The following is a 20,978-nucleotide window of genomic DNA, read 5'->3' on the forward strand; positions in this document are numbered from 1 at the left end:
TTTTGACGGGATTTACGGACCTACCGTGAGCGCCTGCCTACTTTGTGCGGGGCGCGAGACCGTGGAGGGCGTAGTCGACGAGGGTGTCGGTGTACTCGTACGAGATCGGTCCCGTGTACTGCAGCCAGCGCTGGGCGAGCGGCGACACGAAGAGTTCCAGCGCGATGCGCGGGTCGATGTCCGGGCGCACCCCCCCGGCCTCCTGCGCGGAGCGCAGCCGGTCGACGTAGAGCTGGAGCGAGGGTTCGAGGAGCTTGGCCATGAACTCCCGCCCGAGCTGCTCGTTGACCACGCCCTCGGCGGCCAGCGCGCGGGACGGGGCCTCGAAGCGGGGGTCCCTCAGCTCGTCGACGGTGGCGCGCAGCACGAGCTTCAGGTCGGCGGCGATGTCTCCGGTGTCCGGGATGGCGTACGGCTCGTGGCCCACGGTCTCGGCGGACTGCTCCCCGAGATCGAGGAACGCCTCCATCAGCACCTCGGCCTTGGACGACCACCACCGGTAGATCGTCTGCTTGCCGACTCCGGCACGGGCGGCGATGCCCTCGATGGTGGTCCTGGGGTAGCCGATCTCCACGACGAGGGCGAGAGCGGCGTCGTAGATGGCCCGCCGGGACCTCTCGCTGCGGCGGGTGGAGCCGGCCGCGGGCGGGACGGACTTCGGCTCGGGCTTCCGGTCGGACTCTTGGGCTGCCATGGCTCGAATTTATCAGGCTGACAAGACGGAGCGTCTCGCCGCTACCGCGGCGGCCAGGCGTCGCCCCAGTCCGTGTCGCGGGCCGACTTGTAGAGATCGCCGTGCCGCTTGGTGATCGTGGTGCGGCGCAGGGAGGGTTCGGTCTCGCAGAGGTCGAGGAGTACCTGGCCCTTGCGGATCTGGGGTTTGCGTACGACGCGGGCGGGGGCCGGGGTCGCCGGGAGGCGGGTGGCGGCGACGTACGCGAACTTCTCGTCCTCGTAGGGCAGGGAGCCGCCCTTGATCTGGCGGTGGAGGGAGGAGCGGCTGACCCTCGCCGAGAAGTGGCACCAGTCCGTGCCGGGGACGATGGGGCAGGCGGCGCTGTGCGGGCAGGGGGCGGCGACGCGGAAGCCGGCGCCGATGAGGTGGTCGCGGGCCTCGATGACTCGGGTGTAGCCGTCCGGGGTGCCGGGTTCGACGATCACCACGGCCGACCGGGCGGCGGACGCGATCGTGCCGAGGAGGGCGGTGCGGTCGGGGGCGGTGAGTTCGTTGAGGACGTAGGAGACGGTGACCAGGTCCGTGGGCTCCAGGGTGAGGGCGGACCCGATCCGGGCGCGCTGCCAACGGGCCTTCTTCAGCGCCGGGTTGGCCTCGGCGATCTCCTTGCCGGCCGCGAGGGCGGGCTCGGCCCAGTCCAGCACGGTGACGCCGCGCTCGCCGGGCCAGGTGGCGCTGACGGCCCAGGTGGCGGCGCCGGTTCCGCCGCCCACGTCGGTGTGGCTGGTGGGGGCCCAGTCCGGAACGGTCTGTGCGAACGCCTCCAGGGCCGAGTGGACGGCCTCGAAGGTGGCGGGCATGCGGTAGGCGGCGTAGGCGGCCACGTCGGCGCGGTCGCGGAGGATGGGGGCGTGGGTGGGGGTGGCTCCGCGGTAGCTGGCGATCAGCCGGTCGACGGCCTGGGCGGCCTGGCGGGGTGGGAGGCCGTCGAGGAGCGTGGCGAGGGCGGTGCGCAGCGTCTCGGCGGACGGGGGGACGGGGGCGTTCACCCGGCGATTCTACGAGTGCCTCGGCGCGGGGCGCGGCCTTGTCCTTTCTCGCCCCCGCCGCCCCTACCCGTCCCATCCCCCAGGGGCTCCGCCCCTTCGACCCCGCCAGGGGGCTCCGCCCCCTGGACCCCCGCTCCTCAAACGCCGGAGGGGCTGATTTTCGGCCCGCCCGCCGTTTTCGACGCCGGTCCGGATATCCAGCCCGTCCGGCGTTTGAGGACGAGGCCCCTTCAGGGCCGAAACGGGGGTCTGGGGGCGGCAGCCCCCAGGGATGGGGCGGCGGGGGCGAGACAACTTCCGTGCCGCTACCGGCCCCGCACCGCCCGAGCCACCCTCGTCCCCGCCCTCGCCCGGGGCCCGCTGTCCGCCCCCCGCCGCCGGGGATGCACCGTGTTCGCCAGCAGCACCACAAACGTGTCCGTCACCGGATCCACCACCAACGACGTCCCCGTGAACCCCGTATGCCCGGCCGCCCCCCGCCCCGCCAGCTCCCCCATGAACCACGGCTGGTCGACCGCGAAGCCGAGGCCGGGCGGGGTGAGCAGCAGTTCCACGAAGTCGGGGCCCAGGATGCGGGCGGGCCCGTACGCGCCGCCCGAGAGCAGGGCCCGGCAGAAGACCGCCAGGTCGTGGCCCGTGGAGAAGAGACCCGCATGACCCGCCACCCCGCCCAGCGCCCAGGCGTTCTCGTCGTGGACGACGCCCCGCAGCATGCCGCGCTCCGCCTTGGCCCAGGGCCGCCGTTGGTCCTCGGTCGCCGCCGCCCCTGGGCAGGGCCCGAAGTGGGTCGCGGTCATGCCCAGCGGACGCGTGATGCCCTCGTGGATCAGGACGTCGAGCGTACGGCCGGTGATGCGTTCCAGCACATGCTGGAGCAGCAGCATGTTCAGGTCCGAGTAGCAGTAGGTGCCGGGGACGCCGATCGGCGGCTCCGCGCGGAGCATCTCCAGCCGCTCCCCGTCGTCCGCGCAGTCGTACAGCGGGAGTTCGGGCCGCAGCCCGGAGGTGTGCGTCAGCAGCTGGCGCACGGTGATGTCGTGAACCACGGCCGCGCGGAAGTCCGGCAGATACGCCCCGACCCGCGCGTCGATGCCCAGCGTGCCGCGCTCGATCTGCTGCACCGCCGCAACCGAGGTGAAGAGCTTGGTGAGGGAGGCCAGGTCGAAGGGGGTCGACGTGGTCATCGGGACGCGGGAGTCGGGCGGGAGTTCGACGCCTGATTCCCTCTTCTCGTCGTAGGCCGCGTATCGCACCGCCCAGCCCACCGCCTCCTCGACGGCGAGATACGGCCCCCGCCCGACGATCAGCACCGCCCCGGCCGCCCAGGGACGGGGACCGGTGGTGGGGGCGTGGACCTCGCGGACGAGCTCCTGGATCTCGTCGGGGTCGAGTCCGGCCCTTTCGGGCGTGTCCCGGCGCAGTCTCGGCGCGCTCAGCTCTCCGCTCCCTCCACACCCGCACGTCCATCCGCACGTCTGTTCCAAGGACGGCACATTCCCATGAAGCAGGCCAGCGCCACCAGTGCTGCGGCCAGTTGGACGACGGCCATCGGGAACGCCGTGTCCTCCCCGGCGATGCCCACGAGGGGCGACGCGACGGCGCCGATGAGGAAGGAGGTCGTACCGAGGAGCGCGGAGGCGGACCCGGCGGCGTGCTTGGTGCGCTGGAGGGCGAGGGCCTGGGTGTTGGGGAGCGTGACGCCCATCGCGGACATCAGGACGAAGAGCGCGGCGGCCACCGGCACCAGTCCGACCTCGCCGAAGACACCGACCGACATCAGCAGCAGCGCCGTCGCGGACAGGATCACCACGGACAGCCCCACGCCCAGCACCCGGTCCAGACTCACCCGCCCCACCAGGATCTTGCCGTTGATCTGGCCGACCGCCACCAGGCCGACCGAGTTGAGCCCGAACAGCAGGCTGAAGGTCTGCGGCGAGGCCCCGTAGATCTCCTGAATCACGAAGGGCGACGCCGATATGTAGGCGAAGAGGGCGGCGAAGGCGAACCCGCCGGCCAGTGTGTAGCCGGCGAAGGCGGCGTCGGCGAGCAGACCGCGCATGGCGCGCAGGGCCTCGCCCACCCCGCCGGCGTGCCGGTCCTGCGGCGGGAGGGTCTCCGGGAGCTTCCGCCAGACGAGACATGCCAACAGCACCCCGACCACCGTGAGCACGACGAACACGCCCCGCCAGTCCGTCACCCGCAGGATCTGACCGCCGATGAGCGGCGCCACGATCGGGGCGACCCCGGATATCAGCATCAGGGTCGAGAAGAAGCGGGCCATGGCCACGCCGTCGTGGAGGTCGCGAACGACCGCCCGCGCGATCACGATCGCCGCCGCGCCCGCGAGGCCCTGCGCCAGCCGGAAGCCGACCAGGAACTCGACCGTGGGTGCCAGCGCGCAGAGCGCCGTGGCCACGACGTAGACCGCGAGGCCCGCAAGCAGCGGGCGCCTGCGGCCCCAGCGGTCGCTCATCGGGCCGACCACCAGCTGCCCGAGCGCCATGCCGGCCAGGCAGGCGGTGAGCGTGAGCTGGACGGTCGCGGCGGGCGCGTGCAGGGAGCCGGTGACCTCGGGGAGCGCCGGGAGGTACATGTCCATCGCCAGCGGGGGCGTGGCCGTCAGACCGCCGAGGATGAAGGTGACGAGGAGGCCGGTGCTCCGCAGGGTTCGGGCGGGCGGTCGGTCCGTCTTCGGTATGGCCGACTGCGACACGTCCGGTGCCGGCCCCCCACGGTCGCCCATGTGCCCCTCCCTCTTCGAGTGATCCGCCCCTATGCTCTCAGCTCGTACAGAGTGCCGAGGGTCACATGAGCGAGGGGCGGGGGCCGCGATGGCCGAGCAGAGCGTGCGGTGGGGGATTCTGGCGACCGGCGGGATCGCCGCCGCGTTCACCGCGGATCTCGTCGATCTGCCCGACGCCGACGTGGTGGCCGTGGCCTCGCGGAAGCAGGAGTCGGCCGACGCGTTCGCCGAGCGGTTCGGGATCCCCCGGGCGTACGGCGACTGGAACGCGCTCGCCGAGGACGAGGACATCGATGTCGTGTACGTCGCCACCCCGCACTCGGCACACCGCGAGGCCGCCGGGCTGTGCCTGGAGGCCGGGCGGAACGTGCTGTGCGAGAAGGCGTTCACGCTGAACGCGCACGAGGCCCGGGAACTGGTCGCGCTGGCGAAGGCGCACGGGAGCTTCCTGATGGAGGCGATGTGGATGTACTGCAACCCGCTGGTCCGTCGGCTCAAGGCCCTGGTGGACGGCGGCGCGATCGGCGAAGTGCGCCATGTCCAGGCCGACTTCGGGCTGGCGGGCCCCTTCCCGCCCTCGCATCGCCTCCGCGACCCGGCGCAGGGCGGCGGCGCGCTGCTGGACCTCGGCGTCTATCCGGTCTCCTTCGCCCAACTGCTGCTCGGCGAACCGTCGGACGTCGCGGCACGCGCGACGCTGTCCGCCGAGGGCGTCGATCTGCAGACGGGAGCCCTGCTCTCCTGGGACAGCGGCGCCCTCGCCTCGCTGCACTGCTCCATCGTCGGCGGTACGGCGACCTCCGCGTCCGTGACCGGCTCGGGCGGCCGTATCGACGTGCCGAACGGCTTCTTCTTCCCGGACCGCTTCGTGCTGCACCGGGACGGCCGTGACCCCGAGGAGTTCACGGCCGACCCGGCGGACGGGCCGCGCAACAGCCTGCGCCACGAGGCCGCCGAGGTGATGCGGGCCCTGCGCGCCGGCGAGAGAGAGTCGCCGCTCGTTCCGCTGGCGGGCACGCTCGCCGTGATGCGGACGCTCGACGCGATCCGTGACCGCGTCGGCGTCCGCTACCCGGGCGAGGCCCCCGAAGAGGACCGCGCGCCCGAGCTCACGCCGGCTTGAGCCCCTGCTCCCCCACCTGCGTGACGAAGGACGCGGCCGTGGAGACCGGCGCCCCGGGCGTGGTCACGTACGGCACCGTCTTGAAGTCGGCCCGCGCCTGCTGCTGCCCCAGCGCGACGGTCACGTAGCCGCGCCGCCCGTTGTAGAAGCGCATGTGCGGGTTGGCCTGCATGTACGTGTCCCAGTTGGCGGGCTTGTCGACGCCGTCCCGGCCGCTGGCGATCGAGGTGGCCACGATCTCCGTGCCGAGCGTGGCGGAGGCCTGGTCGTCGAAGTCGTCCTTGATGTCGAAGCCGTAGCCGACGTGGACGTCACCGGTGAGCACCATCAGGTTCTCGACGCCGGCGGCCTTGGCACCGTCCAGGACCCGGCGGCGGGAGGCGCGGTAGCCGTCCCAGGCGTCCATGGACACCCGTGACGGCTCGGTGAGGTCGAACTTGCGCTGGGCGAAGGTGACCTGCTGCGGTACGACGTTCCACAGCGCCGCCGAGTCGCGCCAGCCGTCGAGCAGCCAGCGCTCCTGCGTCGCGCCGGTCATCGTGCGTGCCGGGTCGTCGACGTCCGGGCCGGGGATCTGGGAGCCGTCGCCGTAGGCCTGGTTGGAGCGGTACTGCCGGGTGTCGAGCACATCGAACTGGGCGAGCCGGCCCCAGTGCAGCCGCCGGTAGAGCTGCATGTCGGGGCCGACGGGCCGCTGCGGCAGGCGCAGGGGCTGGTTCTCCCAGTAGGCGCGGTACGCGGAGGCCCGGCGCAGCAGGAACTCCTCCGGCGGGACGCTGTTCTCCGGGATGTCGTCGGCGTAGTTGTTCTCGGTCTCGTGGTCGTCCCAGGTGACGACGAACGGGTGCGCGGCGTGCGCGGCCATGAGGTCGGGGTCGGACTTGAACAGGGCGTAGCGCAGCCGGTAGTCCTCCAGGGTCACCGTCTCGCGGTTGAAGAGGGCGGGCAGGGTGCGGTCGGTGTAGTTGCGGTAGCCGCCGACGGAGTTGACCGCGTACTCGTACAGGTAGTCGCCGAGGTGGAAGACGACGTCCACGTCGTCCTGCGCGAGATGGCGGTACGGCGTGTAGTAGCCGTCGGTGTAGGCCTGGCAGGAGACGGCGGCGAGGGTCAGGGAGCTCGCGGCGGCGTTCGTCGCGGGGGCGGTGCGGGTGCGGCCCGTCTCGCTGATCCAGGTGCCGGTGCGGAAGCGGTAGTAGTAGACGCGGTCCGCTTCGAGGCTGCCGACCTCGACGTGGACCGTGTGGTGGAACTCGGGGTACGCGATGGCGGCGCCACGTCTGGCGATCCTGCTGAACGCCTCGTCGTGCGCCAGCTCCCAGTGCACGGTGACCGTCTGGGCGGGCAGTCCGCTGTCGGGCTGGTAGGGGGCGGGGGCGAGGCGGGTCCACAGCAGCACGGAGTCGGGCAGCGGGTCGCCGGAGGCGATGCCGAGGGTGAACGGGTTGTCGGTGATCCGGCGGGCGTCGAGCTCGGCGGCGCCCGCGACGCCCGCCGTCGGCAGGTTCACGGAGAAGGCGAGCGCGGCGGCCGCGCCGGTGACGGTCAGGAAGCGGCGGCGGCCGATGTGGCGGGCGGCCGCGCGCATTTCGGGGCTGTGCTGGGGCGGGTCTGTCGTGATGGTCATCCGGTCCTCCCCTGACTGATGGATGCATGAGGCATTGGAGTGGCCGGGGACGACACTCGCTTGGCGCGTACACAACACCCGGATGGCAGACAGATGAGTTCCGAATGGCGGACCGTCGCCTACGCTGCGGCCCCATGAATGACAGGCAAACGGACACGAGGATCGCGGTGGTGACCGGCGCCGGCTCCGGTATCGGCCGGGCGGTCGCGGTGGAACTGCTGCGCGCGGGCTGGTCGGTGGCGCTGGCGGGGCGACGCGCCGAGACGCTGGAGGAGACGGCGGGACTGGTGCCCGAGGGCGCCGCTCTCGCCGTACGGACCGACGTGTCACGGCAGGAGGACGTGACCGCGCTGTTCGCCGTCACCGTGGAGCGGTTCGGGCGGGTAGACCTGCTGTTCAACAACGCGGGGACGTTCGGTCCTGGCGGGGTGCCGGTGGAGGAGCTGGCGTACGACGCCTGGCGGCATGTGGTGGACACCAACCTCAACGGGGCGTTCCTGTGCGCGCAGGCGGCGTACCGGCAGATGAAGGAGCAGGACCCGCGCGGCGGCCGGATCATCAACAACGGCTCGATCTCCGCGCACACACCCCGCCCGCACTCGGTGGCCTACACGGCGACCAAGCACGCGCTGACCGGCCTGACCAAGGCGCTGTCGCTGGACGGACGGCCGTACGACATCGCCGTCGGCCAGATCGACATCGGCAACGCGGCGACCGACATGACCGCGCGGATGCAGACGGGTGCCCTTCAGGCCGACGGCTCGGTGCGGCCCGAGCCCGTGATGGACGTGGCCGACGTGGCGCGGACGGTGCGGCACATGGCGGAGCTGCCGCTGGCGGCGAACGTGCAGTTCGCGACCGTACTGGCGACCGCGATGCCCTACGTCGGGCGCGGCTGACGACCGGTCGGCGCTCTCACGGTCTCCACAACTTGCACAATCGGAATATTGAATTCCGGTATATCGGAGCCGGTGGGCGACTTATGCTCAACATCTCCTGCACCAGAGCTTCACATATGGAGTAGGAAGCTTCCGCAGGCCACACCAAGGGGGGACGGCAGCCGTTCCATGACACCGGGTGGGGGTGGACCTCGCGTGGGACCGCGAGGTACGCACCGGTGCGTGGAACGGCTGCCGTGCAGTTCGTACGCCGGCGGTCAACGCCCGAGGATCCGGTCGACCTCGCTCAGTTGCCCGGCGCTGAGCGCCCCCTTCTCCAGCGCGCCCGCGTTCTGCTCGGCCTGCGCGACGGAACGGAACCCCGGGATCGGCACGGTGCGCGGGCTGCGGGCCCACAGCCAGGCGAGGGCGCCCTGGCCGGGCGTACGGCCGTCACTGGTGAGGACGTCCCGCAGGGCGTCGACACGGGCGAGCCAGCGCGGGTCGGCGCCGGATCCGTCCTCGAAGCCCTTCAGCCACCCGGGCGGCCGGCTGCGGATGTCCCCGGCCTCCAGGGCCTGCCCGGACCTGCGCCTGCCGGTCAGCAGGCCCATGGCCAGCGGGCTGCGGTTGATGCTCGCCAGGCCCAGCTCCTCGCACAGCGCGAACATCTCCGGCGCGTCCTGGAGCACATTGGCCATGTGCTGGACGGCCGCGCAGTGCTCTCCCCGCGCGAAGACGGCGGCCCGGGCCGGGTCGTCGGTGCTCCAGGCGTAGGCGCGGATGAGCCCCTCGCGCACGAACTCCTCGCAGACGTCACGCAGTTCGGCGGCACGCTGCGGGTCGGCGTCGGACAGATGCAGCTGGTAGAGGTCGATGTGGTCGGTGTCCAGGCGCTTCAGCGAGGCGGTCAGCGCGCGGCGGGCGTACTCCGGCGAGTCGTCGGCGCCGGTGAGGGTGCGGGTCTCCTCGTCGAAGACGTTGCCCCACTTGGTGGCGACGACGACATCGGCGCGGCGCTTGCCGAGGGCGCGGCCCAGGACGCGTTCGCTGTGTCCTGCGCCGTAGGTGTCGGCGGTGTCGAAGAAGGTGACGCCCAGATCGAGGGCGCGCCGGATCGCCCGTACCGACTCCTCGTCGTCGACCTTGCCCCAGCCGAGGGGCTGCCCGTCCACGGACTGCCACTCACCGCCGATGGCCCAGCAGCCGAAGCCGAGAGCGCTTACAGCGATGCCCGTCCGTCCCAAAGTCCTCTTGGTCTCCATGAGGTGGGACGTTAGGAGTTGGAGCGCACGCGAGGGCAAGCGCCCGGGCGGAACCGAACTCCCGAAAGCGGTTACGCCTGACCGGTCTCGAAGCGGGAGATCCTGCCGTCCTCCTCGACCTCGAAGTGCCAGCGGGTCCGCATCTCGCCGTAGGTGTCGTTGCGGTAGCTGGCGAGGAGGTCGCGTCCGTTGTTCGACTCGTTGTCGACCTCCATGTGACCGTTGGAGGAGAAGATCTCCCGGTCGATCCAGTCGGCGAGGTCACGGTCGTTGCCGTCGTCCGCCATGGTCGCGCCGGGCGCGAGGATGCTCAGGAAGCCCTCGCGGTCGTGGGCGTTGACGGCGGTGACGAAGGCGCGGACGGCGGGGTCGCTCAGTTTGGACGTCTGAATCCTCATACCGGCCAGCCTCACACCGGCCCTGACGGCCCGCCACCCGAACGGCCGCGACTGGAGGCCGGGTAGGTGTCGTGGATGCGACGGTGGATACGCGGGTGGGGTCCTGTTCCTGCTGTCTGTTCCGGGAGTCGCCGTGAGTGCTTACAACCGACATGATCTGGGCCTGCTGCTGCTCCGGCTGGGTGCCGGCGGGGTGCTGGTCGCGCACGGCACACAGAAGCTGTTCGGCTGGTTCGGCGGGCATGGCATCGAGGGGACCGGCAAGTTCATGGAGTCGGTCGGCTATGTGCCGGGCAAGGCGAGCGCGACGGCGGCGGGTCTCGCGGAGGCCGGTGGCGGGACGCTGCTGGCGCTGGGGCTGGCCACTCCCGCGGCCGGTGCGGCGGCGGCCGGCGGGATGGCGGGAGCGGCCGCGGTGCACGCCCCGAACGGCTTCTTCAACCAGGAGGGCGGCTACGAGCACGCGGCGACCCTCGGCCTCGCCGCGACCGGCCTCGCCATCGCGGGCCCCGGCCGGCTCTCCCTCGACCACGCGCTCGGCCATGTCTTCGACCGAGGCTGGATGGTGCCCACGGCGCTGGCGGTCACGGCCGCGGCGACGGCGCTGGTGGTGGGGGCGCGGCAACGGAGGCTGGACCGGCCGGAGAAGAGTGACCAGCTCGACGGGCAGGAGCCGTTGTTCGAGGAGTAGGCGGGCTTGGGCGAGGAGTGGGCGGCCTTGCGCGAGGAGTCGGCGGCCTTGCGCGACCTTGCGCGAGGAGTGGGCGGCCTTGCGCGAGGAGCCGGCGGCCTTGCGCGAGGAGCCGGCGGCCTTGCGCGAGGAGCCGGCGGCCTTGCGCGAGGAGCCGGCGGCCTTGCGCGAGGAGTCGGCGGCCTTGTGCGGAGGGGTTGCGGGCGCTGTGCCAAGCTGCCCGCATGACCGAACAGGCCACGCCGCCCGAGACCTCCGCCGACCTGTGGACAGCCGTCGACGCCCTGTGGACCTGGCTCGACACCGACCAGCCGATCGACGGCAGGGAAGGCATGCTGCTGCGCATGCTGAAGCTGTCGGAGGAGGTCGGCGAGGTCGCCGAGGCGGTGATCGGGGCGACCGGCCAGAACCCGCGCAAGGGCGTCACCCACACCTGGGAGGACGTGCAGGGCGAGCTGTGCGACGTGGTGATCACGGCACTGGTCGCCCTGCGGACGCTGACGCCGGATGCGCGCGAGGTGTTCAACGGGCATCTGGAGCGCGTGACGAAGCGATCCTTGGACTCCGCGGCCCCTTAGGGGCGGGGGGTGTGCAGGCGACCGGACCGTCCCCGTACGACTCGCTGCGCTCCCCCCTCAGGCCCAGGGCGTGGCGACGAGCCGGATCCTCGCGTCGGCGCCGACGAGCGGGGCGGCGGTGCCGGGCAGCGGGATGTGGGCGACCCAGCGGCCGGGGGCGGGGTCCTCGTCGGCACGGGGCGCGCCGACGACGCTGTGGTCGCGGATGGCGCCCTCGATCTCCGAGTTCCAGGTGGCCCAGATGCCGGGTCCGGCCTCCGGTGTGCCGACGTCGATGACGAGGGTGTCGGCGAAGTCGGCGGTCTGCTCCAGGTGGTCGCCGAGGCGCAGGATGCCGCGCCGCTCACGCAGGGAGATGAGCCGCAGTTCGAGGATGAACCGCATGGGTTCGTCCGTGGCGACCCGCAGGCCGCTGTTGAGGAAGGTGGTGGCCAGCGACACCGACGGCTCCCGCCCGTCGAGCTGGATGGGGCACCAGTGGGCCGCGAGCCGCTCGTGCATCACCACGGGCAGCCCGCGCACCGACAGCCGCGCCTCGGCCTGCCATACGACGTCCTCGTCGCCCGGCGGCCGGTAGTCGACCAGCGACGCCTCGATCCGGGTGTCCCCGAAGAGGAAGCGCCGCAGGTTCTGGTAGCCCTCCTCGGAGTTCACCATGCCGTAGCGCCCGCTGTGGCTGCGGTGCACGAAGGCCCGGTGGGCGCCCGGCACATAGGCCCGCTCGATCTGCACAAGCCCGTCGCTGTGCGGTCCGACGGCCGCCGCGGACAGCCCGAAGGCGACGTCGTAGTCGGCCGGATCGGTGCCCACCAGGCAGAAGACCCGCTCGACGGGCAGCGTCCCCGGCCCCTGGGGCATCACGCGGGCGTCCCAGTCCCTGGGCGGGCCGTCCGGGTCCAGCTCGGCCTGCGGAGTGAGGTACTCGTACATCCGCCCGGGCCCGAAGATGTCCGCGCCCTGGATGCCGAGGGTGTCCCGGATCCGCTCCAGCCACCCGCCACCGGCCTCGAAGGCGATGCCGCCGTGCGGGGTGCCGTAGGTGAAGAACTTCGCCACGCAGTCGGCGGCGGCGCGCCCCCGGTCGGGCAGCACCTTCTGCAGCAGGCACCGGCAGATGAGTCCGCCCATGGAGTGGGCCACGAGGATCACGCCGGGCGCGCCGGTCTTCTCGCGCAGCCGGTCGATGAGGTCGAGCAGGTCGGCGGCGGCGTTCTCCGGCCGGTACTCCTGGGGGCTGCCGCCCCAGGTGGTGGCCGAGCGGTCGTAGAAACGGTGGATCCAGATGGTGTTGGCGGGGATCTCCGCGTGCTCGGCGAGATAGGACTCCTGGCTCCCCTTCACGAGGAGTTCGTAGCCCTCCTCCCGCAGCAGACGCAGCAGCGGGCTCTCGAACTGATGGAAGAGCGGCTGGTTGTGCGCGCCTACGCGGACGTGGGTGGAGCCCTCGTTGAAGCCGAGGAAGGGGTCGTCCACGGCCTTGTCGATGCCCCGCGTTCCGCCGGCGAAGCCGCGGACGTAGACGAGGGGAAGTTTGGGAGTTTCGTCCACGGCTTGCCTCCATAGGGCCTGGGTCCTCTCCTCCTGAGTAGAGGAAACCCGGAGGCACGGCCTCCAGGAATAGGCCAGAACGGTGACAGCCCGGACCGTGCGTTCGCGGAAACCGCGCGACGGACGCGCCGCCCCGCCCCGTAGAGCAGACGACGGATAGACGTCTGCGGGGAGGGGAACAGAGCGTGACAGGGCAAGGAGTCAGAGCCGCCAAGGGTACGGCGGCCGCCGTCGCGGCGATGGTGGCGTTGACCGCGTCGCAGGCGCCGGGGGCGGTCCCGGTGCGGCGCTCGGCGGCGGCGCCGGGGAACGCATCCGCCGAGCACGGAGCCGGCGTGTCCGGCGGCACCCCGTACCGCACCCAGCTGCCGCCGCTACGGACCGGGAAGCGGGAGGGCGGCGGGGCCCCGGCGGAGGTGGGCGGCGTGCTGCCCGCGAGCGTGTTCGCCGCCTACCGGCGAGCGGAGGGGCGGCTCTCGCGTGAGGCGCCCGGCTGCCGGCTGCGGTGGCAGTTGCTGGCGGCGATCGGCCAGGTGGAGTCCGGGCAGGCGCGGGGCGGGCGGGTGACCGTCGACGGTACGGCCGTGCCACCGATCCTCGGGCCCCGGCTGGACGGCGTGGCCTTCGCGCTGATCCGGGACACCGACGGCGGCGCCCACGACGGGGACCCGGTGTACGACCGCGCGGTCGGGCCGATGCAGTTCATCCCGTCGACCTGGGCCCGCTGGGGCGCGGACGGCAACGGTGACGGTCGTATGGATCCGAACAACGTGTACGACGCGGCGCTCGCCGCCGGGCGCTATCTGTGCGCGGGCGGGCGGGATCTGTCCGACCCGGCCGACCTCGACCGTGCGATCCTCGGCTACAACCACTCGGCGGCCTATCTGCGCACGGTCAGGGCCTGGTACGCGTACTTCCTGGAAGGGCACCGGGTGGTGCCGGACAGCTCCACCGGCTCCCCGGACGGCCGCGGCGAGTCCTCCCGCCCGGCCTCGAAGCCGAAGGGTGCCTCACCGAGACCGCCATCGGCACGGACACCGACGGCCCCTCCGAGCGCCACCGCGTCCCGTCCGCCCTCGCCCCCCGCCTCGCCGGACCCCGCCCCGTCCCGTCCGGCCGCCGGCCCCGAGGAGACACAGCAGCCGCAACTCCCCCTGCCCGCACCGGACATCGAGGTCCCCGATGACGATCTGCTCCCCGGCGACGGCCCGCTGACCAGTAACAGCGCGGAATCGATGCCCTCCGCCCCCTCCACAGCCGCCGATACCGGGCGGTAATGTCGCGCCCCGCCGGTCGGAACGTCACCGGTGGATGAGCGCGAAGGGGCCCTCATGGCGACGGACACACCCGCGGAGATGGAAGCCTCCGACGACCGTTGGCAGCGCATGTGGAGCCACCGCGAGCAGTTGCTCAAGGTGGCCCGGCGCAGGTCGATGAGTACGGAGGACGCCGAGGACGCGGTGCACGAGGCGATGCTGCGCGCCGCCGAGCGCCCCGAGCTGGACGACGAGCGGCTCGCGGCGTGGCTCACGACAGTCACGATGCGGCTCTGCGTCGACCGCTACCGGCAGGTCAACCGCGAGGCCGAGGTCCGCACCAGCCCCACCCTCGCCCCGCCGGGTCCCGTGCCCGTCGAGGAGGCCGTGTGCGACCGGGCCGAGGCGAAATGGCTGGCGGTGCGCAGCGGCGAGCTGCCCGAGCGCCAGGCCGAGGCGCTGCGGCTGAGGTCGGAGGACCTCGACGTCGGCCAGGTCGCCGTACGGATGGGGCTGAGCTACCGGACCGTCGAGTCGCTGCTGGCCCGGGCCCGGCGGACGCTGCGGCAGTCGCTGGCCGCCACGCTCGGGTTCGCCCTGTTCCTCATCGGGTGGGGGCGGCCGCGCGGCGGTGGCAAGGTGCAGGCCGCGGCGGTGGCTTCGACGGCGGCGACACTGGCGGTGGCGGGGTTCGTGCTGCCGTACGCCCTCGACGCGGGCGGGAGCGAGGGCGGCAGCGGTACGGCTCCGCGGACCGCCGTCACCTCGCCGAGTGGGGAGGCGTTGCGGCCGGACGGCAGCGCTGGGGGCAGTACTCCCCGGGGGAACCGTCCCACGGCGGCCGAGCGGGGGGCGGCCGTGGCCGGGTCGCCGTCGGAGGAAGCGGTCCGGCAGTTGTCCGTTCCGTCGTTGCCGGAAGTGCCGGACGTACCGGAAGTACCAGAGGTTCCGGAAGTGCCGGTGCCAGCGGTCTCGGTGTCGCCACTGCCGGTGCTGGCAACGCCGGACGTACCGGATATACCGGACATCTCGGTCTCCCCTGAGCTGCCCGAGCTGTCCGAGGCGCCCGCCGTACCGTCCGCCCCGCTTCCGTCCGCCGACCTGAGCCCCCTTCCGTAGACCGGAAACCTGAGCCCCCTCCCGTAGCCACCCGAAACCCGCCCGAAAAAAATCCGCCACCTCGGCGACGGACGCCCGCTCCCTCCCCGTAGAGCAGATGTCAGAGCTGCTCCACGGCTGAAGGGCGGACCGAATGGGTGTCGAGATCTGTGTGGAAGGGCTGACCAAGTCCTTCGGTCACCAGGTCATCTGGCAGGACGTCTCGCTGACCCTGCCCGCCGGGGAGGTATCGGTCCTGCTCGGCCCCTCGGGCACGGGCAAGTCGGTGTTCCTCAAGACGCTCGTCGGACTGCTCAAGCCGGAGCGTGGCTCGATCACGATCCAGGGCCGGGACATCACCAGGCTCCGCGAGCACGACCTGTACGAGGTGCGGAAGCTCTTCGGCGTACTGTTCCAGGACGGCGCGCTGTTCGGCTCGATGAACCTGTACGACAACATCGCCTTCCCGCTGCGCGAGCACACCCGTAAGTCCGAGAGCGAGATCCGGCGCATCGTGCTGGAGAAGATGGACATGGTCGGGCTGATCGGCGCCGAGGGGAAGCTGCCCGGCGAGATTTCGGGCGGGATGCGCAAGCGCGCAGGACTGGCCCGGGCCCTCGTCCTCGACCCGGAGATCATCCTCTTCGACGAGCCCGACTCGGGCCTCGACCCGGTCCGCGTGGCCTACCTCAACCAGCTCATCGTCGACCTCAACGCCCAGATCGACGCGACCTTCCTGATCGTCACGCACGACATCGCCTCGGCCCGCCAGGTACCGGACAACATCGGGCTGTTGTTCCGCCGCGAGCTGGTGCTGTTCGGGCCGCGCGAGGAGCTGCTGACCAGCGACGAGCCGGTGGTACGGCAGTTCCTGAACGGCCGCATGCAGGGCCCGATCGGCATGGCGGAGGAGAAGGACGCCGCGCAGGTCGAGCAGGAGCTCGCCGCCCTCGGCGACGGCGACAAATCCACCCGGTCTCCCGGCAGTCAGGCACTGACTCCCCGCCTGCTGCCGGGCCCGGGTATCCCCCGGCCGCCCCGCTGGGAGGCCATCGCCCGGCGCGAGGCCGCGGTGCGCCAGAAGGCGGTGACCGGCGCATGAGCCTGTCACCGGTCGGGGCGCTGCGGCACTCGGGGAGCCTGTTCGCGATGGCGCTGGACGTCGTCCGGACCGTCCCCCGACGGCCGTTCCAGGCAAGGGAGTTCATCCAGCAGGCGTGGTTCGTGGCGAGCGTGACGATCCTGCCGACGGCCCTGGTCTCCATCCCCTTCGGCGCGGTCATCGCGCTGCAGATCGGCAGCCTGACCCGGCAGCTCGGCGCCCAGTCCTTCTCCGGTGCCGCCTCCGTGCTCGCCGTGCTCCGCGAGGCCTCGCCGATCGTCACCGCGCTGCTGATCGCGGGCGCCGGCGGCACGGCGATCTGCGCCGACCTGGGGGCGCGCAAGATCCGCGACGAGATCGACGCGATGCAGGTGCTGGGCATCGACCCCATCCACCGGCTGGTCGTCCCCCGCGTGCTGGCGTCGATGCTGGTGGCGGTGCTGCTCAACGGCCTGGTGTCGGTGGTGGGAGTGGCGGGCGGCTATTTCTTCAACGTCGTCCTCCAGAACGGCACTCCGGGCGCCTACCTCGCCTCCTTCACCACCCTCGCCCAGCTCTCCGATCTGTGGGCGGCCGAGGTCAAGGCACTCGTCTTCGGCGCGATCGCCGGGATCGTCGCCTCGTACAAGGGGCTGACCGCGAAGGGCGGCCCGAAGGGCGTGGGCGACGCGGTGAACCAGTCGGTGGTGATCACCTTCATGTTGCTGTTCGTGACCAACTTCGTGATGACCGCGGTGTACTTCCAGGTCGTCCCGCAGAGGGGGTGAGTGAACTGTGGCTCTGTTGCACCGCTTGGAGGAGCTCGGCTCCCAACTCGCCTTCTACGGCCGCTCATTGGCCTGGACCGGCCGCACCCTGCGCCGCTACAAGAAGGAGATCCTGCGGCTGCTGGCCGAGGTGAGCTTCGGCCGGGGCGCGCTCGCCGTGGTCGGCGGCACGGTCGGCGTGATCGCGTTCCTGTCCTTCTTCACCGGTACGGAGGTCGGCCTCCAGGGCTACGCGGCCCTCAACCAGCTCGGCACCTCCAACTTCGTGGCGTTCCTCTCGGCGTACTTCAACACCCGCGAGATCGCCCCACTGGTGGCCGGGCTCGCGCTGTCCGCGACCGTCGGCGCCGGGTTCACGGCACAGCTCGGCGCGATGCGGATCAGCGAGGAGACCGACGCGCTCGAAGTCATGGGCGTGCCCTCGCTGCCGTTCCTGGTGACGACGCGGATGATCGCCGGATTCGTGGCGGTGATCCCGCTGTACGTGATCGGCCTGCTGTCCTCCTACCTCGCCGCCCGCACCATCACCACCGGCTACTACGGGCAGTCGGCCGGCACCTACGACCACTACTTCCAGCAGTACCTGCCACCGGTCGACGTGCTGTGGTCCTTCGGCAAGGTGCTCGTCTTCGCCGTGCTGATCATCCTGGTGCACTGCTTCTACGGCTACTACGCGAGCGGCGGCCCGGCGGGCGTCGGCGTGGCGGTGGGCCGTGCGGTGCGGACCTCGATCGTGACGATCAACGTCCTGGACTTCTTCCTGTCGCTCGCGATCTGGGGCGCCAGCACGACCGTACGGATAGCGGGGTGAGCCGCCCGATGCGGGTGCGCGTGCTGAGACTGCGGTTGTACGGCATCGTCTTCATCGCCGTACTCGCACTGCTGCTGTCACTGTCGGTCGCCGACTACCGGCAAGCGTTCACGCCGGTCGTGCGGATCACGCTGGAGGCGGACAGCCTCGGCAACCAGCTCGATCCGCGGGCCGACGTCAAGCTGCGCGGGCTGCTGGTGGGTGAAGTCCGCGAGGTGCACGCGGACGGGACGAAGGCGCGGCTCGACATCGCGCTCAAGCCGGAGCATGTCGCGTACATCCCGTCCGATGTGCACGCGCGGCTGCTGCCCAAGACGCTGTTCGGCGAGAAGTACGTCGACCTGGTGCCGCCCGAGGGCGCCGCGCCCTCGTCGGCTCGCCCGATCCGCGCCGGCGACGTCATCACCCAGGACCGCACCCGTGTCGGCATCGAGTTGCAGCAGCTGATGAACGACCTGCTGCCCCTGCTGCGAACCGTCCAGCCCGGCAAGCTCAACGCCACTCTCTCCGCCTTCGCCACCGCCCTGGAGGGCCGCGGCGACCGCATCGGCGACAACCTCACCCGCCTGGAGGCCTACCTGCGCCGCCTCAACCCCCATCTGCCGTCCCTCACCGAGGACATCGCCCGCTTCGCCGAGGTCGCCGAGATCTACGGCGACGCGGCACCCGACCTGATGGAGATCCTGCGCAACAGCGTCACCACCAGCCGCACGATCGTCGACCAGAAGGACCGATTGGCGGCTGCGTTGAAGACCACGACGACCGTCGCGGGCACGGCGGAGGACTTCCTCTCCGTGAACGGCGACCGGCTGATCACCCTCGGCCAGGTCTCGCGCCCGACACTGGAGCTGTTCGCCCGCTACTCCCCCGAGTACCCGTGTGTGCTGGCCGGTCTGGTCCGGCAGGAGAAGGCCTCGGAGGAGGCGTTCCGGGGCGGGAAGATGCACATCACGCTGGAGGTCGTACGGCCGCAGGGGGCGTACGAGCCGGGTGAGGAACCGCGTTACGGCGAGCGGTCGGGGCCCGACTGCCGTGATCTGCCGCATCCTCCGGTGCCGGCGCCCGGGGCTCACCTCAACGACGGTTCGAAGTCAGGCGGCTCTGGCGGCCCACTCGGCGTCTCCGGCACCGCCGCCGAGCAGCGTGCGATCGGCTCGCTCACGGCCCCGGTCCTGGGCGTGCCCGCCGACGAGGTGCCGCCGGTCACGACGCTGCTGTTCGGGCCGTTGGCGCGTGGGACGGCGGTGAGTGTGGCATGAGGCAGACTGCGGCTCCCCTCATCAAGTTCAGCCTCTTCGCGCTGGTGACGGTCCTGGCGACGGCACTGCTGGCCGCCACCATCGTGAACATCTCCTTCACTCCCGAGCACCGGTACCGGGCCGTCTTCAGCGACGTCACCGGCCTCGAGGAGGGCGACGACATCCGGGTGGCCGGGGTGCGGGTCGGCGAGGTGGAGGGCATCCGGATCAAGGACCGGACGCTGGCCGAGGTCACCTTCACGGTCAGCCAGAACCGGCCGCTGCTCGCCGGCACGGCCGCGGTCATCCGGTACCGCAACCTGGTCGGGCAGCGGTACGTCGCGCTCACCGAGGGCACGGGCGACGGCACCACCCGGCTGCGCCCCGGCGCGACGATCCCGCTGTCCCGCACACAGCCGGCGCTGGACCTCAACGCCCTGCTGAACGGCTTCAAGCCGCTGTTCGCCGCGCTCAGCCCGAACGACGTCAACCAGTTGGCCACCGAGATCATCAGGACCCTCCAGGGCGAGGGCGGCACGGTCAACAGCCTGCTCACACACACGGCGTCGCTCACCTCGACACTGGCCGGCCGCGACAAGCTGATCGGCTCGGTGATCGACAACCTCAACACCGTGCTGGAGACGCTGGACAAGCGGGGTGCCCGCTTCTGGGGGCTCCTCAAGCAACTGCGGCGGGTGATCTCGGGCCTGTCCGCCGACCGCAAGCCCATCGGGCAGTCGCTGGTGAACATCGGCGATCTGACGGAGGCCACCTCGGGGCTGCTCAAGGACGCGCGTCCGCCGCTGAAGGACGACATCGCCGAGCTGACCGAGCTCACCGGAACGCTGAACGACAACGAGAAGACCGTGGAGGGCGTCCTGAAGCGGCTGCCGAACAAGCTGGGCGAGCTGACGGGGACGGCGTCCTACGGCTCGTGGTTCAACTTCTACCTGTGCGACTTCGACGGCCGGATCGTGCTGCCGGCGACGAAGTCGAAGTCGCAGCAGGTGCTCACGCCCGAAATGCATGTGGCGAGGGCGAGGTGTGGGGCATGAGGCGCATGAGGCGCAAAAAGCGCCCGGAGCCGCTGTTCAAGGTGCGAGTCGAGCCGCCCCGCATACGGCTCCCCCGACTTCGGCGCCCGCACCTGGGCCCGTTCCGCGAGCGGAATCCCGTCCTCATCGGCGCGGTCGGCCTCACCGTTCTCGCGCTGCTGACCGCGGCCGCGTTCAACGCCGACCGCCTTCCGCTGATCGGCGACGGGGAGACGTACAGCGCCGCCTTCGCGGAGGCGGGCGGACTCAAGCCCGGGGACGAGGTGCGGATCGCCGGGGTCAAGGTCGGCAAGGTCGAGGAGGTCGACCTGGACGGCGACCACGTCAAGGTCACCTTCAAGATCAAGGGCGAGCCGGGCTTCGGTACGCGGACCGGCGCGTCGATCCGGGTCAAGACGATCCTCGGCGCGAAGTACCTCGCGCTGCACCCCAAGGGCAGGGGCCAGTTGACACCCGGCAGCGAGATCCCGCTGCGGCGCACGGTCCCCGCGTACGACGTCGTACAGGCCTTCAGCGACCTCACGACCACGACGGAGAAGGTCGACACCGACCGCGTGGCGAAGGCCCTGGACACCATCTCCACGACCTTCGAGGACTCCCCCGCGGAGGTACGGGCGTCCATCAAGGGCCTGTCCCAGATCTCCCGGACGGTGGCCTCCCGCGACAAGGCGCTGCGCGAGCTGCTCGACCACGCGAACGGCGTCACAGACGTCCTGGCCGACCGCTCCGGCGACTTCACCGCCCTGGTCAAGGACGGCGACAAGCTGTTCAAGGAGATCAGCAGGCGGCGCGAGGCGATCCACAAACTGCTGAAGAGCTCCGCCGCGCTCGGCATCCAGCTCTCCGGCCTCGTCCAGGACAACGACAAGGAGATCGGCCCCGCGCTCAAGGGCCTGAACCGCGTGGTGGACATGCTGGAGCGGAACCAGTCCAGCCTGGACCGGAGCATCCAGCTCCTCGCCCCCTATGTGCGGGTCTTCACCAACACCCTGGGCAACGGCCGCTGGTTCGACTCCTACGTCCAGAACCTGGTCGCGGCTCCGCCGGCACCACGGACGGGAGGCGCCCAGTGAGC

At 71.5% G+C, this 20,978-nt stretch carries 20 protein-coding genes; 12 read left to right on the forward strand and 8 right to left on the reverse strand.

Going from position 1 to position 20,978, the window contains the following annotated elements; translation table 11 throughout:
* Positions 1 to 37 precede the first annotated feature (37 nt).
* The 4 genes from ACZ7NC_RS25495 to ACZ7NC_RS25510 all read right to left on the reverse strand — a co-directional run bounded on the left by ACZ7NC_RS25495 (position 38) and on the right by ACZ7NC_RS25510 (position 4,468).
* On the reverse strand, positions 38 to 694 hold the full coding sequence (locus ACZ7NC_RS25495; RefSeq protein ID WP_471491532.1) for a TetR/AcrR family transcriptional regulator: 657 nt from the start codon (positions 692 to 694) through the stop codon (positions 38 to 40).
* Positions 695 to 735: 41 nt separating this feature from the next.
* Positions 736 to 1,725 carry a small ribosomal subunit Rsm22 family protein gene (locus ACZ7NC_RS25500; protein WP_471491534.1) on the reverse strand — a complete coding sequence of 330 codons (990 nt, stop codon included), beginning with the start codon at positions 1,723 to 1,725 and terminating at the stop codon, positions 736 to 738.
* 305 nt (positions 1,726 to 2,030) lie between these two features.
* Positions 2,031 to 3,218, reverse strand: coding sequence for a serine hydrolase domain-containing protein (locus ACZ7NC_RS25505; RefSeq protein ID WP_471491536.1), 1,188 nt, complete (start codon positions 3,216 to 3,218; stop codon positions 2,031 to 2,033).
* Entirely contained in the window at positions 3,158 to 4,468 is a 1,311-nt protein-coding gene (locus tag ACZ7NC_RS25510; protein WP_471491537.1) for a multidrug effflux MFS transporter, read from the reverse strand. The genes ACZ7NC_RS25505 and ACZ7NC_RS25510 overlap by 61 nt, the downstream gene beginning before the upstream one ends.
* Positions 4,469 to 4,556: 88 nt before the next feature.
* On the opposite strand from ACZ7NC_RS25510, the gene ACZ7NC_RS25515 reads away from it, so the two are divergent.
* Positions 4,557 to 5,591: a Gfo/Idh/MocA family protein gene (locus ACZ7NC_RS25515; protein ID WP_471491539.1), complete on the forward strand. Its 1,035-nt coding sequence runs from the start codon at positions 4,557 to 4,559 to the stop codon at positions 5,589 to 5,591.
* On the opposite strand, the gene ACZ7NC_RS25520 is transcribed toward ACZ7NC_RS25515, so the two are convergent.
* Positions 5,578 to 7,218, reverse strand: a complete 1,641-nt coding sequence (locus tag ACZ7NC_RS25520; RefSeq protein WP_471491540.1) for an alkaline phosphatase D family protein — start codon at positions 7,216 to 7,218, stop codon at positions 5,578 to 5,580. The genes ACZ7NC_RS25515 and ACZ7NC_RS25520 overlap by 14 nt on opposite strands.
* A gap of 134 nt (positions 7,219 to 7,352) precedes the next feature.
* On the opposite strand from ACZ7NC_RS25520, the gene ACZ7NC_RS25525 reads away from it, so the two are divergent.
* Positions 7,353 to 8,117: an SDR family oxidoreductase gene (locus ACZ7NC_RS25525; protein ID WP_471491542.1), complete on the forward strand. Its 765-nt coding sequence runs from the start codon at positions 7,353 to 7,355 to the stop codon at positions 8,115 to 8,117.
* Between the two features lie 257 nt (positions 8,118 to 8,374).
* On the opposite strand, the gene ACZ7NC_RS25530 is transcribed toward ACZ7NC_RS25525, so the two are convergent.
* Entirely contained in the window at positions 8,375 to 9,361 is a 987-nt protein-coding gene (locus tag ACZ7NC_RS25530; protein ID WP_471491543.1) for an aldo/keto reductase, read from the reverse strand.
* A gap of 71 nt (positions 9,362 to 9,432) precedes the next feature.
* Positions 9,433 to 9,759, reverse strand: coding sequence for a nuclear transport factor 2 family protein (locus ACZ7NC_RS25535; protein WP_471491545.1), 327 nt, complete (start codon positions 9,757 to 9,759; stop codon positions 9,433 to 9,435).
* Positions 9,760 to 9,892: 133 nt separating this feature from the next.
* Between ACZ7NC_RS25535 and ACZ7NC_RS25540 the strand changes: the two genes are divergently transcribed.
* Entirely contained in the window at positions 9,893 to 10,450 is a 558-nt protein-coding gene (locus tag ACZ7NC_RS25540) for a DoxX family protein (protein ID WP_471491546.1), read from the forward strand.
* A 224-nt stretch (positions 10,451 to 10,674) separates the two neighbouring features.
* The gene (locus ACZ7NC_RS25545; RefSeq protein WP_471491547.1) at positions 10,675 to 11,028 is read left to right on the forward strand and encodes a MazG-like family protein; all 354 of its coding nucleotides are present in this window, start codon (positions 10,675 to 10,677) and stop codon (positions 11,026 to 11,028) included.
* A gap of 57 nt (positions 11,029 to 11,085) precedes the next feature.
* On the opposite strand, the gene ACZ7NC_RS25550 is transcribed toward ACZ7NC_RS25545, so the two are convergent.
* Positions 11,086 to 12,576 carry an esterase/lipase family protein gene (locus ACZ7NC_RS25550; RefSeq protein WP_471491549.1) on the reverse strand — a complete coding sequence of 497 codons (1,491 nt, stop codon included), beginning with the start codon at positions 12,574 to 12,576 and terminating at the stop codon, positions 11,086 to 11,088.
* Between the two features lie 239 nt (positions 12,577 to 12,815).
* Between ACZ7NC_RS25550 and ACZ7NC_RS25555 the strand changes: the two genes are divergently transcribed.
* The 8 genes from ACZ7NC_RS25555 (at position 12,816) to ACZ7NC_RS25590 (ending at position 20,976) form a co-directional block, all read left to right on the forward strand.
* Entirely contained in the window at positions 12,816 to 13,853 is a 1,038-nt protein-coding gene (locus tag ACZ7NC_RS25555) for a lytic transglycosylase domain-containing protein (RefSeq protein ID WP_471491704.1), read from the forward strand.
* A 54-nt stretch (positions 13,854 to 13,907) separates the two neighbouring features.
* Positions 13,908 to 14,951, forward strand: a complete 1,044-nt coding sequence (locus tag ACZ7NC_RS25560; RefSeq protein ID WP_471491551.1) for an RNA polymerase sigma factor — start codon at positions 13,908 to 13,910, stop codon at positions 14,949 to 14,951.
* A gap of 133 nt (positions 14,952 to 15,084) precedes the next feature.
* Positions 15,085 to 16,032 carry an ABC transporter ATP-binding protein gene (locus tag ACZ7NC_RS25565; RefSeq protein ID WP_471491553.1) on the forward strand — a complete coding sequence of 316 codons (948 nt, stop codon included), beginning with the start codon at positions 15,085 to 15,087 and terminating at the stop codon, positions 16,030 to 16,032.
* Complete coding sequence (locus ACZ7NC_RS25570; RefSeq protein WP_471491555.1) at positions 16,029 to 16,799, forward strand: MlaE family ABC transporter permease; 771 nt, start codon at positions 16,029 to 16,031, stop codon at positions 16,797 to 16,799. Before ACZ7NC_RS25565 ends, ACZ7NC_RS25570 begins: the two co-directional genes overlap by 4 nt.
* Before the next feature lie 7 nt (positions 16,800 to 16,806).
* Entirely contained in the window at positions 16,807 to 17,610 is an 804-nt protein-coding gene (locus ACZ7NC_RS25575) for an MlaE family ABC transporter permease (protein WP_471491556.1), read from the forward strand.
* An 8-nt stretch (positions 17,611 to 17,618) separates the two neighbouring features.
* Positions 17,619 to 18,869 (forward strand): MCE family protein, encoded by a 1,251-nt coding sequence (locus tag ACZ7NC_RS25580; RefSeq protein ID WP_471491706.1) that lies wholly within the window; start codon positions 17,619 to 17,621, stop codon positions 18,867 to 18,869.
* The gene (locus ACZ7NC_RS25585; protein ID WP_471491557.1) at positions 18,866 to 19,903 is read left to right on the forward strand and encodes an MCE family protein; all 1,038 of its coding nucleotides are present in this window, start codon (positions 18,866 to 18,868) and stop codon (positions 19,901 to 19,903) included. The genes ACZ7NC_RS25580 and ACZ7NC_RS25585 overlap by 4 nt, the downstream gene beginning before the upstream one ends.
* Positions 19,904 to 19,908: 5 nt before the next feature.
* Positions 19,909 to 20,976 (forward strand): MCE family protein, encoded by a 1,068-nt coding sequence (locus ACZ7NC_RS25590; protein WP_471491707.1) that lies wholly within the window; start codon positions 19,909 to 19,911, stop codon positions 20,974 to 20,976.
* Positions 20,977 to 20,978: the final 2 nt, after the last annotated feature.

This window comes from Streptomyces sp. NPDC111802, assembly GCF_055634335.1.